This is a genomic window from Azospirillum sp. P4_B5 (assembly GCF_056402275.1).
This window is the reverse complement of the sequence record NZ_JBFUHT010000052.1, coordinates 16194-31541: the sequence shown is the minus strand read 5'-3', so window position 1 is coordinate 31541 and position 15348 is coordinate 16194. Positions and strand designations below refer to the sequence as shown.

Annotated in this window: 16 protein-coding genes; 11 read left to right on the top strand and 5 right to left on the bottom strand. The window is 67.2% G+C overall.

Features of this window, described 5'->3' with window-relative positions:
• A partial coding sequence (locus AC1DVI_RS27700; protein ID WP_476960714.1) for an HAD-IC family P-type ATPase occupies nucleotides 1–813 on the top strand: 813 nt, incomplete at its 5' end.
• Between the two features lie 66 nt (nucleotides 814–879).
• Here AC1DVI_RS27700 and AC1DVI_RS27695 read toward each other — a convergent pair.
• Nucleotides 880–1602, bottom strand: a complete 723-nt coding sequence (locus AC1DVI_RS27695; RefSeq protein WP_476960713.1) for a hypothetical protein — start codon at nucleotides 1600–1602, stop codon at nucleotides 880–882.
• A 185-nt stretch (nucleotides 1603–1787) separates the two neighbouring features.
• Complete coding sequence (locus AC1DVI_RS27690; protein WP_476960712.1) at nucleotides 1788–2270, bottom strand: single-stranded DNA-binding protein; 483 nt, start codon at nucleotides 2268–2270, stop codon at nucleotides 1788–1790.
• Between the two features lie 467 nt (nucleotides 2271–2737).
• Between AC1DVI_RS27690 and uvrA the strand changes: the two genes are divergently transcribed.
• From uvrA to AC1DVI_RS27660, 6 genes are all read left to right on the top strand, one after another.
• Nucleotides 2738–5590, top strand: a complete 2853-nt coding sequence (uvrA, locus tag AC1DVI_RS27685) for an excinuclease ABC subunit UvrA (RefSeq protein WP_476960711.1) — start codon at nucleotides 2738–2740, stop codon at nucleotides 5588–5590.
• A gap of 114 nt (nucleotides 5591–5704) precedes the next feature.
• On the top strand, nucleotides 5705–5905 hold the full coding sequence (locus AC1DVI_RS27680; RefSeq protein WP_454017856.1) for a hypothetical protein: 201 nt from the start codon (nucleotides 5705–5707) through the stop codon (nucleotides 5903–5905).
• Between the two features lie 185 nt (nucleotides 5906–6090).
• Nucleotides 6091–6567 (top strand): SRPBCC family protein, encoded by a 477-nt coding sequence (locus tag AC1DVI_RS27675; protein ID WP_476960710.1) that lies wholly within the window; start codon nucleotides 6091–6093, stop codon nucleotides 6565–6567.
• 142 nt (nucleotides 6568–6709) lie between these two features.
• Nucleotides 6710–8068, top strand: coding sequence for a methylenetetrahydrofolate--tRNA-(uracil(54)-C(5))-methyltransferase (FADH(2)-oxidizing) TrmFO (gene trmFO / locus AC1DVI_RS27670; RefSeq protein ID WP_476960709.1), 1359 nt, complete (start codon nucleotides 6710–6712; stop codon nucleotides 8066–8068).
• A gap of 176 nt (nucleotides 8069–8244) precedes the next feature.
• Nucleotides 8245–8472 (top strand): hypothetical protein, encoded by a 228-nt coding sequence (locus AC1DVI_RS27665; protein WP_476960708.1) that lies wholly within the window; start codon nucleotides 8245–8247, stop codon nucleotides 8470–8472.
• 4 nt (nucleotides 8473–8476) lie between these two features.
• Nucleotides 8477–9037, top strand: coding sequence for a hypothetical protein (locus tag AC1DVI_RS27660; protein WP_476960707.1), 561 nt, complete (start codon nucleotides 8477–8479; stop codon nucleotides 9035–9037).
• A gap of 38 nt (nucleotides 9038–9075) precedes the next feature.
• Here AC1DVI_RS27660 and AC1DVI_RS27655 read toward each other — a convergent pair whose 3' ends face one another.
• Nucleotides 9076–9930 (bottom strand): phytoene/squalene synthase family protein, encoded by an 855-nt coding sequence (locus AC1DVI_RS27655; protein ID WP_476960706.1) that lies wholly within the window; start codon nucleotides 9928–9930, stop codon nucleotides 9076–9078.
• A gap of 120 nt (nucleotides 9931–10050) precedes the next feature.
• On the opposite strand from AC1DVI_RS27655, the gene AC1DVI_RS27650 reads away from it, so the two are divergent.
• The 4 genes from AC1DVI_RS27650 to AC1DVI_RS27635 all read left to right on the top strand — a co-directional run bounded on the left by AC1DVI_RS27650 (nucleotide 10051) and on the right by AC1DVI_RS27635 (nucleotide 13899).
• The gene (locus tag AC1DVI_RS27650) at nucleotides 10051–10923 is read left to right on the top strand and encodes a squalene/phytoene synthase family protein (RefSeq protein ID WP_476960705.1); all 873 of its coding nucleotides are present in this window, start codon (nucleotides 10051–10053) and stop codon (nucleotides 10921–10923) included.
• Nucleotides 10924–10962: 39 nt separating this feature from the next.
• Nucleotides 10963–11898 (top strand): presqualene diphosphate synthase HpnD, encoded by a 936-nt coding sequence (gene hpnD / locus AC1DVI_RS27645; protein WP_476960704.1) that lies wholly within the window; start codon nucleotides 10963–10965, stop codon nucleotides 11896–11898.
• A gap of 9 nt (nucleotides 11899–11907) precedes the next feature.
• Nucleotides 11908–13224 (top strand): hydroxysqualene dehydroxylase HpnE, encoded by a 1317-nt coding sequence (gene hpnE, locus AC1DVI_RS27640; RefSeq protein ID WP_476960703.1) that lies wholly within the window; start codon nucleotides 11908–11910, stop codon nucleotides 13222–13224.
• Nucleotides 13225–13293: 69 nt separating this feature from the next.
• On the top strand, nucleotides 13294–13899 hold the full coding sequence (locus AC1DVI_RS27635) for a superoxide dismutase (protein ID WP_014197280.1): 606 nt from the start codon (nucleotides 13294–13296) through the stop codon (nucleotides 13897–13899).
• An 85-nt stretch (nucleotides 13900–13984) separates the two neighbouring features.
• On the opposite strand, the gene AC1DVI_RS27630 is transcribed toward AC1DVI_RS27635, so the two are convergent.
• Both AC1DVI_RS27630 and secF read right to left on the bottom strand, forming a co-directional pair.
• Nucleotides 13985–14362, bottom strand: a complete 378-nt coding sequence (locus AC1DVI_RS27630) for an Mth938-like domain-containing protein (protein ID WP_454017850.1) — start codon at nucleotides 14360–14362, stop codon at nucleotides 13985–13987.
• Between the two features lie 27 nt (nucleotides 14363–14389).
• Complete coding sequence (gene secF / locus AC1DVI_RS27625) at nucleotides 14390–15343, bottom strand: protein translocase subunit SecF (protein ID WP_237906041.1); 954 nt, start codon at nucleotides 15341–15343, stop codon at nucleotides 14390–14392.
• Nucleotides 15344–15348 lie beyond the last annotated feature (5 nt).

Genomic DNA, 15348 nt, shown 5'->3' with positions numbered 1-15348 from the left:
GCGGCCGCCATCGTCGCCTCCGCCAAGGAACGGGGCCTGCCGCTGCGGGACGTCGCCGACTTCGGCTCCGTCACCGGCAAGGGCGTCGTCGGGACGGTCGGCGGGCGCACAGTGTCCCTCGGCAACGCCGCGATGATGCGGGACCAGGGCATTGCGTTGGGCGACCTGGAAACGCGCGCCGACGACCTCCGGCGCGAGGGCGCCACCGCTCTCTTCGCCGCCATTGACGGCCAGCCGGGTGGCGTGATTGCGGTCGCCGACCCGATCAAGGCGACCACGCCGCATGCGCTGGAGACGCTCCGGAACGATGGTGTGCGGATCGTCATGCTGACCGGCGACAACCGGACCACGGCCGAGGCAGTGGCGCGCCGCCTGGGCATCGACGCGGTCGAGGCCGAGGTGCTGCCGGAGGACAAGAACCAGGTGGTGAAGCGGCTGAAGGCGCAAGGCCGGGTGGTGGCGATGGCCGGAGACGGCGTGAACGACGCCCCGGCGCTGGCCGAGGCCGACGTCGGCGTGGCGATGGGCACCGGCACCGAGGTCGCGATTCAGAGTGCCGGGGTGACGCTGGTGAAGGGGGATCTGGCGGGCATCGCACGGGCGCGGACTCTCAGCCGGGCAACGATGCGCAACATCCGGCAGAACCTGTTTCTGGCGTTCGTCTACAACGCGCTCGGCGTGCCGGTCGCGGCGGGTGTCTTTTACCCGCTGTTCGGGTGGACGCTGTCACCGATCATCGCCGCGGCCGCGATGGCTCTGAGTTCGGTGTCCGTGGTCGGGAACGCGCTGCGGCTGCGTAGGCTCAAATTGTAGGAGGATCGACGGGTGTCGCCCGCGTGAAGGCCGGACGCCGGTCTTCCCGGACTATGCTCCTGACCGTCATCCGTGGGTGTTGGGAATCCCCATTGGTATCGTCTGCCGAGTTCCTACCGCGGCCTGCATTCCCGCGCATGGAAGGAACTGGGCTACCCGTTTGAACGCTGACCGGTTCGATCGGCATCGACGGTCCTTCCAGGGGTTGTCAGGCGAGTCCGGTTCCAGCACCTCCAACACGCGGTCCGTAACTTCGACCGGCGGCGCCTCTCGCTGGTCCACGGCATTCCGCCCCTTCGTCAGCGGCACCTTGGCGTTCAGCTTGGCCACCATTTCGTCCAAATGCGCCTTGCGCTTCGACGCGGCCTCCAGATCGAGGTCATTGCTGCCCTCCTGGCCGAGCCATTGGAGGTACTGGGCAACGGTCCGCACTCGATTCGCCGTGGTATGCTTATGGACCGCTTTGGTGATCACAGGCGCCCCCATACGGACCTGTTCGAGCGACACCACCTTGCTGGCCTTCGTGGGCTTGGTACGGGCGTCACCGCCCACCTCGTCCAGATGCCGCGCTGCTGCCCCGGCGAAGCTGGCGACCTCGTGGCTCTTGGGGAATTGGCCGGAGAGCATCCGGCTTTCGATGTCGATGCCAGACTCAGCAGCCCATAGATACAGGAACTTCAGGGAGTAGCAGTTTGCCTGGAGGGTGTTGCTGGCCCGATGGGCGGTGCGCCGAATTGTCAGCCGCCAAGCGTTCGGCCAGATAGGAGGCACGCCAACGGAAGCGATCAAGAGGGAGATTCGCTCCCCCTCCATCACGATGATGCGGACCTGAAGCCGTGCAATTCTTTACAGGCTTCCCCGGTAACAATCTCACAGGCAGAAAAACACCACAGCCGGTAAGGTATGCAACCGGGGAAACCAGTAAACACAAAGGCCTCAGGCTGGAAACCTCACACGACCACCCCTGGTAAGTTTTAGAACGGGATTTCGTCGTCCAGGTCGTCGTGCTTGGGCGGAGCACCGCCGCCGCTGCGGCCACCGCCGCCGCCGCCGTAGCCACCGCCACCGCCGCCGCCGCGCGATTCGTAGCCGCCACCGCCGCCACCACCGCCGCCGCCGCCGTAACCGCCACCACCACCGCCTTCGCCTTCACGACCGCCGGTGAAGTCGATCTCGGCGACGCGCACCGACAGGCCGGCGCCGCGGGTGCCGTCGCGCTTCTCGAACTCGCGGAGCGTCACCTCGCCGGAGATGACCACGGCCTTGCCCTTGGTCAGGTGCTGCGCCAAAGCCTCCGCACGGCGGCCCCAGATGGAGCAGTCCACCCACTGGGTGGTCTTGCGGTCGCCGAATCCGACGTCGTTGGCGACGCGGAAGCCCAGAACCTTTTCACCGCTCTGCGTGGAGCGAAGCTCGCCATCCGCGCCGAGGCGCCCCGTAAACGTCCATACATTCATCGCACGTGTCTCCTAGCGCGGGTTCCCGGTATCCCATCCGACCCGTTCGGGCGCCCGGCGGAAGGGCGTCCGGATACCGGGGGTGTCTGTTCGCAGGGCCGGTTTGATCCATGGATCGGTCCATGCCCCACCCTGCCTTGCGCTTCACAAAGCATGCGGAAAGGGCACGGGTCAACCGCCGCCGCGGAGCGCTTCGCCCCTTCCACCCGGATCAACCCGCCCACTCCGCGCGAAAGAGAACACTCCATGAACAAACATAGCAGAGAGAGTCCGTGCCGCCAACATATTCCTTGGTGGTTCTCCATTGTCGGCTCCATGGCATTCCCGCACCGCGACCCTGGGTCCCGCAAGGCCGGAAAGGGACGCGTACCGGTGGCAAGTCGCCTGCGCGTGGCACATATCTGTCCGGGCTTTCGGAGCTTTTTTGGCGCCTTCCCTTCCCCTCCGGTTTCGGCTAAGAACACTCCATGAACAAGCACATCAGTGTCCGCGGCGCGCGGGAGCACAACCTCAAGAACGTCGATGTCGATCTGCCTCGGGACGAGCTGATCGTCATCACCGGCTTGTCGGGATCGGGCAAGTCATCGCTGGCGTTCGACACGATCTACGCGGAAGGCCAGCGACGCTACGTCGAGAGCCTGTCGGCCTACGCGCGCCAGTTCCTGGAGCTGATGCAGAAGCCGGATGTCGATTCGATCGAGGGGCTGTCGCCGGCCATCTCCATCGAGCAGAAGACGACCTCGAAAAATCCGCGCTCCACCGTCGGCACGGTGACGGAGATCTACGACTACATGCGCCTCTTGTGGGCGCGGGTCGGCATCCCCTACTCCCCGGCCACCGGCCTGCCCATCGAGAGCCAGACGGTCAGCCAGATGGTCGACCGTATCCTGGCGATGCCGGAGGGCACGCGCCTGCTGCTGCTGGCGCCGCTGATCCGGGGCCGCAAGGGCGAGTACAAGAAGGAGATCCAGGACCTCCGCAAGCGCGGCTTCCAACGCGTGCGCGTCGACGGCACGATGCACGAGATTGACGAGGTTCCGGCGCTCAACAAGAAGTTGAAGCACGACATCGATGTGGTGGTGGACCGCATCGTCGTCCGCGAGGGGCTGGGCAACCGGCTCGCCGATTCGCTGGAGACGGCGCTCGGCCTCGCCGACGGCATCGTCTTCGTCGAGGACGCCGAGTCGCACGAGCAGACCGTCTTCTCGCAGAAATTCGCCTGCCCGGTGTCCGGCTTCACCATCCCGGAGATCGAGCCGCGGCTGTTCTCCTTCAACAACCCGTTCGGCGCCTGCCCGGCCTGCGACGGGCTGGGCAGCAAGATCTACTTCGACCCGATGCTGGTCGTCCCGGACGAGCGGCTGTCGCTGAAGAAGGGCGCCATCGCCCCCTGGGCCGGCTCCTCCTCCCAGTATTACGTGCAGACTCTGGAGAGCATCGCCCAGCATTTCGGCGTCGCCATGGACACGCCGTGGGAGAAGCTGCCGGAGAAGGTCCGCCAGACCATCCTCTACGGTTCCGACGGCTCCGCCATTACGATGACCTACGACGACGGGCTGCGCAGCTACCAGACGAATAAGGCCTTCGAGGGCATCGTCAACAATCTGGAGCGCCGCTACCGCGAGACGGAAAGCGCCTACATGCGGGAGGAGCTGTCCAAGTACCAGTCCTCCCAGCCCTGTGAGACCTGCAAGGGCGCCCGCCTGAAGCCGGAGGCGCTGGCCGTCAAGGTGCACGGCCAGCACATCTCCCAGGCGGCGGAAATGTCCATCGCCGACGCGGCGACGTGGTTCAGCACGCTGAACGATCATCTGCGCCCGAAGGACAAGGAGATCGCCTACCGCATCCTCAAGGAGATCAACGAGCGGCTGGGCTTCCTCAACGCGGTGGGGCTGGAATACCTGACGCTCAGCCGCGGCTCCGGATCGCTGTCCGGCGGCGAGAGCCAGCGCATCCGCCTCGCCTCGCAGATCGGGTCCGGCCTGACCGGCGTGCTCTACGTGCTGGACGAGCCGTCCATCGGCCTGCACCAGCGCGACAACGACCGGCTGCTGGCGACTCTGAAGCGGCTGCGCGACCTCGGCAACACCGTGATCGTGGTCGAGCATGACGAGGACGCCATCCGCACCGCCGACTATCTGGTGGACATGGGTCCCGGCGCCGGCCAGCACGGCGGCACCGTGATCGCCCAGGGCACCCCGGAGGAGGTCCAGGCCAATCCGGACAGCGTCACCGCCCAGTTCCTCAACGGCACCCGCTTCGTGCCGGTGCCGGATCAGCGCCGCCCCGGCCACAAGGGCCAGTTCCTGGAGGTGAAGGGCGCGCGCGCCAACAACCTTCAGAACGTCTCGGCGCGCATCCCGATGGGCACCTTCACCTGCGTGACCGGCGTGTCGGGCGGCGGCAAGTCCACCCTGATCATCGAGACGCTCTACAAGGCGGTGGCGCGCAAGCTGATGGGCGCCCGCGAGCATCCGGCGGAGCATGACGAATTGCTGGGGCTGGAGCATCTCGACAAGGTCATCGACATCGACCAGTCGCCGATCGGCCGCACCCCGCGCTCCAACCCGGCGACCTACACCGGCGCCTTCACCCCGATCCGCGACTGGTTCGCCGGCCTGCCCGAGGCAAAGGCCCGCGGTTACGGCCCCGGCCGCTTCTCCTTCAACGTGAAGGGCGGGCGCTGCGAGGCATGCCAGGGTGACGGCGTCATCAAGATCGAGATGCACTTCCTGCCCGACGTCTACGTCACCTGCGACGTCTGCCACGGCAAGCGCTACAACCGCGAGACGTTGGAGGTCACCTACCGCGACAAGACCATCGCCGACGTGCTCGACATGACGGTCGAGGAGGGCAAGGAGTTCTTCAAGGCCGTGCCCGGCATCCGCGACAAGATGGAGACGCTGGAGCGGGTGGGCCTCGGCTACATCCACATCGGCCAGCCCGCCACGACGCTCTCCGGCGGCGAGGCGCAGCGGGTGAAGCTGTCCAAGGAGCTGAGCCGCCGCGCCACCGGCCGCACCCTCTACATCCTCGACGAGCCGACCACCGGCCTGCATTTCGCCGACGTCGAGAAGCTGATGGAGGTGCTCCACGCGCTGGTCGACCAGGGCAACACGGTGCTGGTGATCGAGCACAATCTGGAGGTCATCAAGACCGCCGACTGGATCATCGACCTCGGCCCCGAGGGCGGCACCGGCGGCGGCGAGATCGTCGCGGAGGGCACCCCGGAAGACGTGGCGAAGGTCAAGCGGAGTTACACCGGCCAGTATCTGGCCCCTTACCTGAAGGCGAAGCCGAAAAGCCGGAAGAGGGCATGAAGACGGGCCGGGGCCACCCCCGGCCTTTTTCTTCTGACCGACTTTTGTCCCGGAAACAAAGCCGCAGCGAGGGCGTTTCCTCTCCATCTTTCGCCAACAGGATGGAGACGGAGCATGTCCAGGACCATGATATCCGGTGTGGCGCTGGCTTTCGGCGCGGCCTTGCTGGTCAGCGCCTGCGGAACCGACGAGTCCACCAGCACCACGACCACCACCACGACCACCTCGCCCGGCTACGGCAACTCCAGCCTGACCACCCCACCGACCGGCGGTTCGACCACCACCGAGCGCACCACGACGACCAAGAGCGAATAAGGACTTTTCGTTTCGCTACCAAATGAAACGGCCGGCTCCGCACAGGCGGGACCGGCCGTTGTCTTGCCGATCCTTTTCTTGTTCGTCCTACCAACGTACAAGTTTCAAGCTCTCCCCGCTCGGCTAGGATTTCAAGGCGCGCCCAATGAAGCGCACCGGAACAGCCGAACAACGGAGGGAACCCCATGCGCACCCTGTTCGCGATCACGGCCGCCCTGATCGCGCTGGCCAGCCCGTCCCTGGCCGTCGAGGTCACGGAGTCGGCCATCTTGCCTTACCCGGTGGAGACGGTCTGGCAGCAGATCGGTCCCTTCTGCAATCTCGGCGCTTGGCATCCGGCTGTGGAAAGCTGCACCCTGCGCCGGAAGGACGGTGCGCAGGAGCGCGTGCTTGCCCTCAAGGGCGGCGGCGCGATCGAGGAGCGCCTGCTCTCCTCCTCTGCCAGCAGCCACCGCATCCGCTACTCGATCCTGACCAGCCCGCTGCCGGTCAAGGACTACGCGGCCTCCCTGTCGGCCGAACCGGCGGGCAAGGGCACCCGCGTCGTGTGGACGGCGCGCTACACCTCCAATGGCGCCAGCGACGAGGAGTCGCGCAAGGTGATCTCGGGCATCTTCACCTCGGGCTTCGACGGGCTCAAGCAGAAGCTCGCCGCCCAGTAAGTCACCGCTGTTCGGCGGAGCGATCAGGATCGCCGGACCGTAGGGGCGATTCTGGTCGCGATTCCGCGCTGTGGTCCGGGTTGGCCTTGCCGTGGCGACAATGACGGTCTACTTGTTCGGCAACTTTGCGAAAGTTGCTGATATGGTCGACACGTCCCTTTCCCCCGTTCACGTCATCGGCGGCGGCCTTGCCGGGTCCGAAGCCGCTTGGCAGCTCGCCCAGCGCGGCGTTCCCGTCGTGCTGCACGAGATGCGGCCCGTACGCCCGACCGAGGCGCACAGCACCGACCAGCTCGCCGAATTGGTCTGCTCCAATTCCTTCCGGTCGGATGACGCGGAGTACAACGCGGTCGGCCTGCTGCACGAGGAGATGCGGCGCTGCGGTTCGCTGATCCTGCGCTGCGCCGACGCGCACAAGGTGCCGGCCGGCGGCGCGCTGGCCATGGACCGCGACGGCTTCGCGGGCGCCGTGACCGAGGCGATCATCGGCCACCCGCTCATCACCGTGGAGCGCGGCGAGGTCGCCGGCCTGCCGCCGGAGGCATGGGACAGCGTCGTCATCGCCACCGGCCCCCTGACCTCGCCGCCGCTGGCCGAGGCGATCCGCAGCTTCACCGGCGAGGAATCGCTGGCCTTCTTCGACGCCATCGCCCCCATCGTCTATCTGGAGAGCGTGGACCTGTCCAAGGCGTGGTTCCAGTCGCGCTACGACAAGCCCGGCCCCGGCGGCACCGGCAAGGACTACATCAACTGCGCCTTCGAGAAGGACGAGTACCGCGCCTTCATCGACGCCCTGCTGACCGCCGAAAAGGTGGACTTCAAGGAGTGGGAGAAGAGCACCCCCTACTTCGAAGGCTGCCTGCCCATCGAGGTGATGGCGGAGCGCGGGGTGGACACGCTGCGCTACGGCCCGATGAAGCCGGTCGGCCTGACCAACCCGCACAAGCCGGAACGCCGTCCCTACGCGGTGGTCCAGCTTCGCCAGGACAACGCGCTGGGCACGCTCTACAACCTCGTCGGTTTCCAGACCAAGCTGCGCCACGCCGAGCAGGCGCGGATCTTCCGCATGATCCCCGGCCTGGAAAAGGCGGAATTTGCCCGGCTGGGCGGCCTGCACCGCAACACCTTCCTGAACAGCCCGCGCCTGCTGGACGGCGCGCTGCGGCTGAAGGCGCAGCCGCGCATCCGCTTCGCCGGGCAGGTGACCGGTTGCGAAGGCTATGTGGAAAGCGCCGCCGTCGGCCTGCTCGCCGGTCGCTTCGCCGCCGCCGAGCGGCTGGGCGGCGAGCCGTCCGCCCCGCCGGTCACCACGGCGCTGGGGGCGATCCTCGGCCACATCACCGGCGGCGCCAACGCCGACACCTACCAGCCGATGAACGTCAATTTCGGCCTGTTCCCGCCGGTGGACGAACGCATCCGCGGACGCGACCGCAAGCTGGCCTACACCCGCCGCGCGCTGGAGGATCTCCAAGGCTGGCTATCAAACGCGCCATCGGCGTGATTTCGAGGAGATGACGAACGAGGATGGGGATATATGGTTGTGGGAAATGAAGAGATTTTCCCTGTTTTGTCTCCATCCTGACGAATGGCTTGTTGACGTGCGGGAACATCGGACTTAGAACGCAGCGATGAACGTCTTCCTCCCCAACCCACACCATTGAACAAGTGACACCCTGCATGTCCTTGCCATTGAATCCAGCCCTCATCAAAGAGTTCACGGAACTCCACGGCAATGAGGGCATCCGCGACGTCTCCCACTGGACTCTTCCGAACGACGATGTGCCGTTTGATGAGGAGGCTGCACTGGCGGAGTTTCAGTCCAACCTGGACAGCGCGTTCAGCGCGACCAGCACAGCAATCGCGGGCATTGTTCCCTCCAGCACCGTAACCCAAGCCAAGACGTAGCGCCATGTTCGATGCGAGCAACGATCTTGCCGAGGCACCATCCGAGGCGGACGAACGACAGCGCATCGTGCGCCGATGCGCCTACCTCTACCAAGCATTCGAAGCCTACAACAAGAAGCTCTCCGTAACGGGACTGCAAGGCGCTGAGATGAACAAGGCGCTCTTGCTGCATGCGGTCGAAAGTTATTTCTTGGACATCCGTCGCCTGAAGACGTTCCACGGAATGGAGCGCGCGGACCGATATAAGATCGCCGGCTATTTTCTGAAATGGATCAGCAAGATAAAGCCGATCCAGATCGGCCCTATCGGCGGATTGTCGCCAGATCTACAAAAGCGCGGCATATTGGTGAACGCTGATTTTGCTCTTATCCATGCTTTGACAATTGCAAACATCGATCAGGCCAAAATTCATTCGCGCCTCATAGTGAGCCTTCTGTACTCGGCGCATTATCGTGACCTGGACGGAGGCGTGATAGCCGTGGCCCTGGAATCGCTGGCCAAGGCCTTCCCCCGTCCCTCGCTGGGAACGACGACCACGCTGACAGGTTGCAGCTCGACAAATTAGGGACGGCCGCGGCAATCGCAACGGCGCATCCTTTTTTCTCAGTAACGCCCGCGCAACGCCGCCCAGGCCAGCTTGGCGTGGCGCAGCGGGTGGGGCATCAGCACGCGCGCGGCGAAGGGGTCGTTGCCCTCCCGCGCCAGCGCGTCCAGATGCAGCCCGGCCAGCACCGCCGGCAGCAGCGCCGACAGGGCGGCGCGCGGCACCGAACGGCGCAACGCGCGGGCCTTCGTTAGATGGTCGCGGGCGGCCTCCGCCACCTCGCGCGCCACGGGGCGCAGTTCGGGGGTGGAGCGCAGTTCGAACAGGTCGCCCTGCTTGGCGCCGTGCGCCGCCATGCGGTCGGCGGGGAGAAGCTGGCGGTGCTGACGGGCGTGGAAGGGCACCGCCCGGACGATGCCGGCAAGCGCGTAGCCGATCCCGGCCTGACGGCCGGCCTCCGCCGCCTCCGCCCCCTTCGCGCCGAGGATCTCCAGCGCGAGCTGGACCAGCGGCGCCCCGGTGACCTCCGCGTAGTTGACGAGGCAGGACAGGTTGGCCGGCGGGGTGTCGTCCAAGTCGGCCTCCCGCGCGTCGATCAGCCGGTCGAACAGGGCGCGGCTCAACCCGCCTTCCCGCACGGCGGCGGCCAGCGGCTCCATCACCGCGTGCTTGGGCACGGCGCCGCCCTCATAGACCTTGTCCAGCCCGTCGCGCCAGAACTGGAGCCGCATCTGGCCCAGCACCGGCTCGGTCACCACCTCGCGGGTCTTGGCGATCTCTAGATTGAATGCGTAGAGGGCGAACAGCGATTCGCGGCGCTCCGCCGGGGCGAAGAGGCAGGTCAGGAAGCGGTCGTTGTCATATTTCCGCACCTCCCGTCCGCAATAGGACAGGTCGGGGGTCGCCTTCGCCATGTGATGCCTGTTCTGGAAAAATGGGGGTGGCACAGTTTGGAAGCGGGGCAAAGCCCGCAAGCGCCTTATATTAGGCAGACAGGCTCTCCACACCAGCCCCGACGCGCAGCAGGCGGAACAATGGCCGATTTCAACGTCGCCCCCACCAAGCCCCGCAAACCCAGCCCGGTCGCCCGCAAGGACGCGGACTCGGAGAATTTTCCGGTCGCCTCGCGCCTGCTCCCGAAGCATCTCAGGCCGCATGTGATGGCCTTCTACCGGTTCGTCCGGCTGGGCGACGACATCGCCGACGACACCGATCTCGAGCCGGAGACCAAGCTCGCCTATTTGGAGGCGTTGGAACGCTCGCTGACCACCGGGCAGGCCAAGCACGCCTATCTGAAGCCGGCGCTGGACCTGCGCGCCAGCCTGCAGGCCACCGGGGTCAGCGACCGCCACCCCCGGCAGGTGCTGCGCGCCTTCCGGCGCGACGCGGTCGGCGCGCGCTGCCACAGCTGGAGCGACCTGCTGCTCTACTGCCGCTTCTCCGCCAATCCGGTCGGACGCTACCTGCTGGACCTGCACGGCGAGGGCGTGGCCGCCGGACCGGCGTCGGACGCGCTGTGCACCGCCCTGCAGGTGCTGAACCACCTTCAGGACTGCCGGGAGGACTGGAGCCAGCTCGGTCGCTGCTACATCCCGCTGGTCTGGTTCGACGATTCGGCGATCAGCGTCGAGCGGCTGGTCGAAACGGAGAGCGACGCCAAGCTGCGCGCCATCTTCGACCGCACGCTGGAGCACACCGATCGCCTGCTGGAGCGCGCCGCCCCCCTGCCCGGCCTGATCCAGCACCGTGGGTTGCGGATGGAAGCCTCGGTGATCCTCAGCCTCGCCGAGTCGCTGGCGCAGCGGCTGCGCAGCCGTGATCCGCTGAAGAAGCGGGTGGTGCTCGGCACGCATCATAAGCTGTTCGCCACCGCACGCGGGCTGGCGCGCGCCATCGGGAGCAAATAGACTCCGCCCCCTTCGACCGCCACCACGTAGGACCGACGTATGCCGCAGCCATCGCTGGACTCGACGCAGAGCGACACCGCCGGCAGCCCGGCTGCCGCGGCGGCGGTGGTGACCGGGCGGTCGGGCAGCACCTTTTACTGGCCGATGCTGCTTCTCCCCCGCTCCAAGCGGGCGGCGATGTTCGCGATCTACGCCTTCTGCCGGCGAATCGACGACATCGCGGACGAGCCCGGCGAGCCCGCGGAGAAGCGCGCTGCGCTCGACGCCTGGAGGACCGAGATCCGCGGTCTCTACGCCGGCGGCGCGCCGTCCAGCTCGCTGGGGGCGGCGCTGAAGGGCGCCATCGAACGCTACGGCCTGCCGCGCGGCGAGCTGGAGGCGCTGATCGACGGCATGGCGATGGACATCCCGGCGGACGAGGGCAACGGGACCGGCAACAGCGGCGGCATGACCGGCCCGGCGCTGCCGACCCTGCGGCTCTATTGCCGCCGCGTCGCCGGCGCGGTGGGCATGCTGGCGATTCGCGTGTTCGACCGGGCGGACGCCTCAACCGAGGCCTTCGCCCTGGCGCTGGGCGAGGCGTTGCAGTTGACCAACATCCTGCGCGACCTGACGGAGGACGCGGAGATCGGGCGGCTCTATCTGCCGCGAGAGTTGCTCGACGAGGCCGGCATCGGCAGCTCCGACCCCGCCACGGTGCTCGCCCACCCCAACCTGCCCCAGATCTGCGAGGCGCTGGCGGTTCTGGCCGAGGAACGCTTCGCCGAGGCGCGCCAGGCGCTAGCCGAGGGGCAGGCCGCCGGTCGGCGCGGCTCTCTGTGGGCGGCGGTCGCCATGATGGTGCTGTACCATCGGCTGCTGGTGCGGCTGCGCACCCGCGGCTGGCGCGATCTCAACCAGCGGGTGCGGGTGGGCAAGCGCGAATGCGCCCTGGTGGCCGTGCGCTGCGCGCTCGGTTATCCGCCCGCCGCCTGACGGTCCGACTTGAGCACCGTCCACATCGTCGGCGCCGGCCTTGCCGGCCTGTCCGCCGCCGTTCGCCTGACCGAGGCCGGGCGGCGGGTCGTTCTGCATGAAAGCGCGCCGCAGGCCGGCGGGCGCTGCCGCTCCTTTTACGACGCCACGCTGGACCGCGTGGTGGACAACGGCAGCCATCTGGCGCTCAGCGGCAACCGGTCCCTGCTCGGCTATCTGGAGCGGGTCGGCGCCGGCGGCGCCCTGACCGAGCTGCGCCCCGCTGCCTTTCCCTTCCTCGACCTCGGCAACGGCGAGCGCTGGTGCCTGCGGCCCGGCGGGATGTGGCTGTTCGACAAGGCCCGCCGCGTGCCGGGAAGCCGCCCCGCCGACTACCTCGCCGCCCTGCGAACCCTGACCGCCGGTCCCGGAGCGGCGGTGGCCGACGCCCTGCCCGCCAACGGAGCGCTGTACGAACGCCTGTGGCGGCCGCTGGCCGTGTCGGTGATGAACGGGGCGCCGGAGCGGGTGTCCGCCCGCCTGTTCGGGGCCGTGCTGCGGGAGACGCTGCTGCGCGGCGAGGCCGCCTGCCGGCCGCTGTTCGCGGAGAAGGGCCTGTCCGCTGCCCTGGTCGATCCGGCGGTGGCGTGGCTGGAACGGCACGGCGCCGACCTCCGCACCGGAGTGCGGGTGGATGGGCTGGAACGCGCGGGCGATCGTGTAGCCGCCATCTCGGTGGATGGGAAGCGCATCGCGCTTGGCGGCGACGACGCGGTGGTCCTGGCGGTGCCGGCCTGGATCGCTGGGCGCTTGATTCCTGAGGCGCTGCCCGCTTCCCCACCGGCCGCCGGGCGTGCCATCGTCAACGCCCACTTCCGCCTGCCCGCCCCGATCGACCTGCCGGGCGGCCTGCCCTTCCTGGGGTTGGTGGGCGGAGCGGCGGACTGGCTGTTCCGGCGCGGCGACGTGCTGTCGGTGACAGTCAGCGACGCCGACGCGCTCGCCGGTCAGCCCGCCGAAGCGGTCGCCACTACCCTGTGGCGCGACGTGGCGAAGGCACTGGGCGCGCCCGACATGGCCCTGCCGCCTTTCCGAATCATCAAGGAGCGCCGGGCGACTCCGGACCAGTCCCCTGTCCATGCGGCGAATCGCCCCGGTGCCCGAACCGCTTTGAAAAACCTCGTTCTGGCCGGCGATTGGACGAAGATGGGGCTTCCGGCGACACTCGAAGGTGCGGTGCGCTCCGGCGAGTTCGCTGCCCGCGCGGTCCTGAACACAAGGATTACCACCTTTTCGCGCCTCGGCCTTTTTCCAGCCTTCACTTTGCCGCGCCGCGGGCCTATTTGAGCGGACGGAGGTGCCGCGCCGCCAAGGCGCGGGCCGAGATGGGACAATCCAAGAAGAGAGGGTAACTCAATGGCGTTCGAACTGCCGCCGCTCCCGTATGGCTATGATGCTCTGCAGCCGTTCATGTCGTCGGAGACGCTGCACCTGCACCACGACAAGCACCACCAGACCTACGTCACCAACCTGAACAACCTGACGAAGGACAGCCCGCTGGCCGACGCCAGCCTGGAAGACGTCATCAAGCAGAGCTACGGCGACGCCTCCAAGCAGGGACTCTTCAACAACGCCGGTCAGGTGTGGAACCACACCTTCTACTGGCAGAGCATGAAGAAGAACGGTGGCGGCGCCATCCCGGGAGAGCTTGAGAAGCGCCTGATCGCCGACTTCGGCAGCGTCGACAAGTTCAAGGAAGAGTTCTCGAACGCCGCCATCACCCAGTTCGGTTCGGGCTGGGCGTGGCTGTACATCGACGGCGGCAAGCTGAAGGTCACCAAGACCTCCAACGCCGACACCCCGCTGGCCCAGGGCCACTTCCCGCTGCTGACCGCCGACGTGTGGGAGCACGCCTACTACGTCGACTACCAGAACCGCCGCGCGGACTTCGTGAAGGCGTTCCTGGAGAGCCTGGTGAACTGGGAATTCGTGGCCGAGCGCCTGTCGAAGGCCCCGGCCTGATCCTTCCCCGGATCGCCAGAACGGAAAAGGCCCCCAATCGGGGGCCTTTTTTGTTGGTCTTTTCCGGCCGGGCTTCCGGCCCGGCTCACACCGGCAGCAGCGCCGCCCCCACCCGCCGGCCTTCGGCCAGCAGGACGTTGTAGGTGCGGCAGGCCGCACCGGTGTCCATCACCTCCACCACCAGACCGGCGTCGCGCAGGCTCTGGCGCAGGGCCTTGGGCAGAAGCTGCATCCGGGTGCCGGAACCGAGCAGAAGGAACTCCACCCGCGGCTCGGCCTGGATGACGGGGGCGAAATCCTCCGCCGTCAGGGCAGCGAAGTCCTGGGGGCGCCAGGGCTCCGTGCGGTCGGGAAGGACCACCACCGCCCCGGTGCGCCATTGCCCGGACACGCAGAACTGCCCGTCCCCGTACCCGTCGATGACCTGACGGTCCGACGGGATGATCGGCGTGATGTCCGCCATCTCTGATCCGCTTCCTGTTCTTTCCGGTCAGGGCGTCGGGTTGGCGGCCGGGGCCGCGTTCTCCGCCGGCGCGTTGCGGCGCAGCCGGTTTTCGCCCAGGAACAGCAAGATGGGGGCGGCGATGAAGATGGACGAGGAGGTCGCCAGGAAAATGCCGAAGATCAGCACGATGCCGAAGTCCTGCAGCGCCTCGCCGCCGAAGAAGGCCAGCGGCAGAATCGACAGCAGCGTCGACATGGAGGTGCCCAGGGTCCGGTTCAGCGTCTCGTTGATCGAGCGGTCGATCAACTCGCGCAGCGGCATCTTCTTGTAGATGCGCAGGTTCTCGCGCATGCGGTCATAGACCACGACCTTGTCATTGGTCGAATAGCCCATGATCGTCAGGATCGCCGCGATGGCCGTCAGGTTGAACTGCATGCCCGTGATCGCGTAGAAGCCGACCACCTTCGTGACATCCAGAAGAAGCGTGACGATGGCGCCGAATCCGAACTGCCATTCGAAGCGGAACCAGATGTAGACGAGCATCGCCAGCAGCGCGAGGCCGAGCGCCAGCATGCCGTTGAAGAACAGCTCGCCACTGACCGACGCGCCGACCGCCTCGACGCGGCGCACGGTGGTGCCGGGGATCTCCTGGGCGAGCGTGGCCCTCACCTTGTCGGCGGCCACCTGCTGCGCCGCGTCGTCGCCCGGCTGGCGCTCCAGCCGGATCAGCACGTCCTGGGGCGAGCCGAACTCCTGCAACGCCACCTGCCCCATGTTGAGCTGACCGAGCGTGTGGCGCAGCGAGGCGAAGTCGGCGGCCTGCGGTGTGCGCGCCTCGATGACGATGCCGCCGCGGAAGTCGATGCCGTAGTTCAGGCCGGGATAGAAGAACAGCACCACCGACGCGATCGACAGGAACGCCGACACGATCAGGCCGGCGTGTCGCCCGCGCATGAACTGGATGTTGGTGTTGTCAGGGACCAGACGAAGCCGGAACATGGGAA

What these genes read in the sequence shown, in the direction of transcription:
- AC1DVI_RS27690 (WP_476960712.1), bottom strand. Translation starts at nt 2,270, where the DNA reads ATGAATGTATGGACGTTTACGGGGCGCCTCGGCGCGGATGGCGAGCTT.
- uvrA (WP_476960711.1), top strand. Translation starts at nt 2,738, where the DNA reads ATGAACAAGCACATCAGTGTCCGCGGCGCGCGGGAGCACAACCTCAAG.
- AC1DVI_RS27680 (WP_454017856.1), top strand. Translation starts at nt 5,705, where the DNA reads ATGTCCAGGACCATGATATCCGGTGTGGCGCTGGCTTTCGGCGCGGCC.
- AC1DVI_RS27675 (WP_476960710.1), top strand. Translation starts at nt 6,091, where the DNA reads ATGCGCACCCTGTTCGCGATCACGGCCGCCCTGATCGCGCTGGCCAGC.
- trmFO (WP_476960709.1), top strand. Translation starts at nt 6,710, where the DNA reads ATGGTCGACACGTCCCTTTCCCCCGTTCACGTCATCGGCGGCGGCCTT.
- AC1DVI_RS27665 (WP_476960708.1), top strand. Translation starts at nt 8,245, where the DNA reads ATGTCCTTGCCATTGAATCCAGCCCTCATCAAAGAGTTCACGGAACTC.
- AC1DVI_RS27660 (WP_476960707.1), top strand. Translation starts at nt 8,477, where the DNA reads ATGTTCGATGCGAGCAACGATCTTGCCGAGGCACCATCCGAGGCGGAC.
- AC1DVI_RS27655 (WP_476960706.1), bottom strand. Translation starts at nt 9,930, where the DNA reads ATGGCGAAGGCGACCCCCGACCTGTCCTATTGCGGACGGGAGGTGCGG.
- AC1DVI_RS27650 (WP_476960705.1), top strand. Translation starts at nt 10,051, where the DNA reads ATGGCCGATTTCAACGTCGCCCCCACCAAGCCCCGCAAACCCAGCCCG.
- hpnD (WP_476960704.1), top strand. Translation starts at nt 10,963, where the DNA reads ATGCCGCAGCCATCGCTGGACTCGACGCAGAGCGACACCGCCGGCAGC.
- AC1DVI_RS27635 (WP_014197280.1), top strand. Translation starts at nt 13,294, where the DNA reads ATGGCGTTCGAACTGCCGCCGCTCCCGTATGGCTATGATGCTCTGCAG.
- AC1DVI_RS27630 (WP_454017850.1), bottom strand. Translation starts at nt 14,362, where the DNA reads ATGGCGGACATCACGCCGATCATCCCGTCGGACCGTCAGGTCATCGAC.
- secF (WP_237906041.1), bottom strand. Translation starts at nt 15,343, where the DNA reads ATGTTCCGGCTTCGTCTGGTCCCTGACAACACCAACATCCAGTTCATG.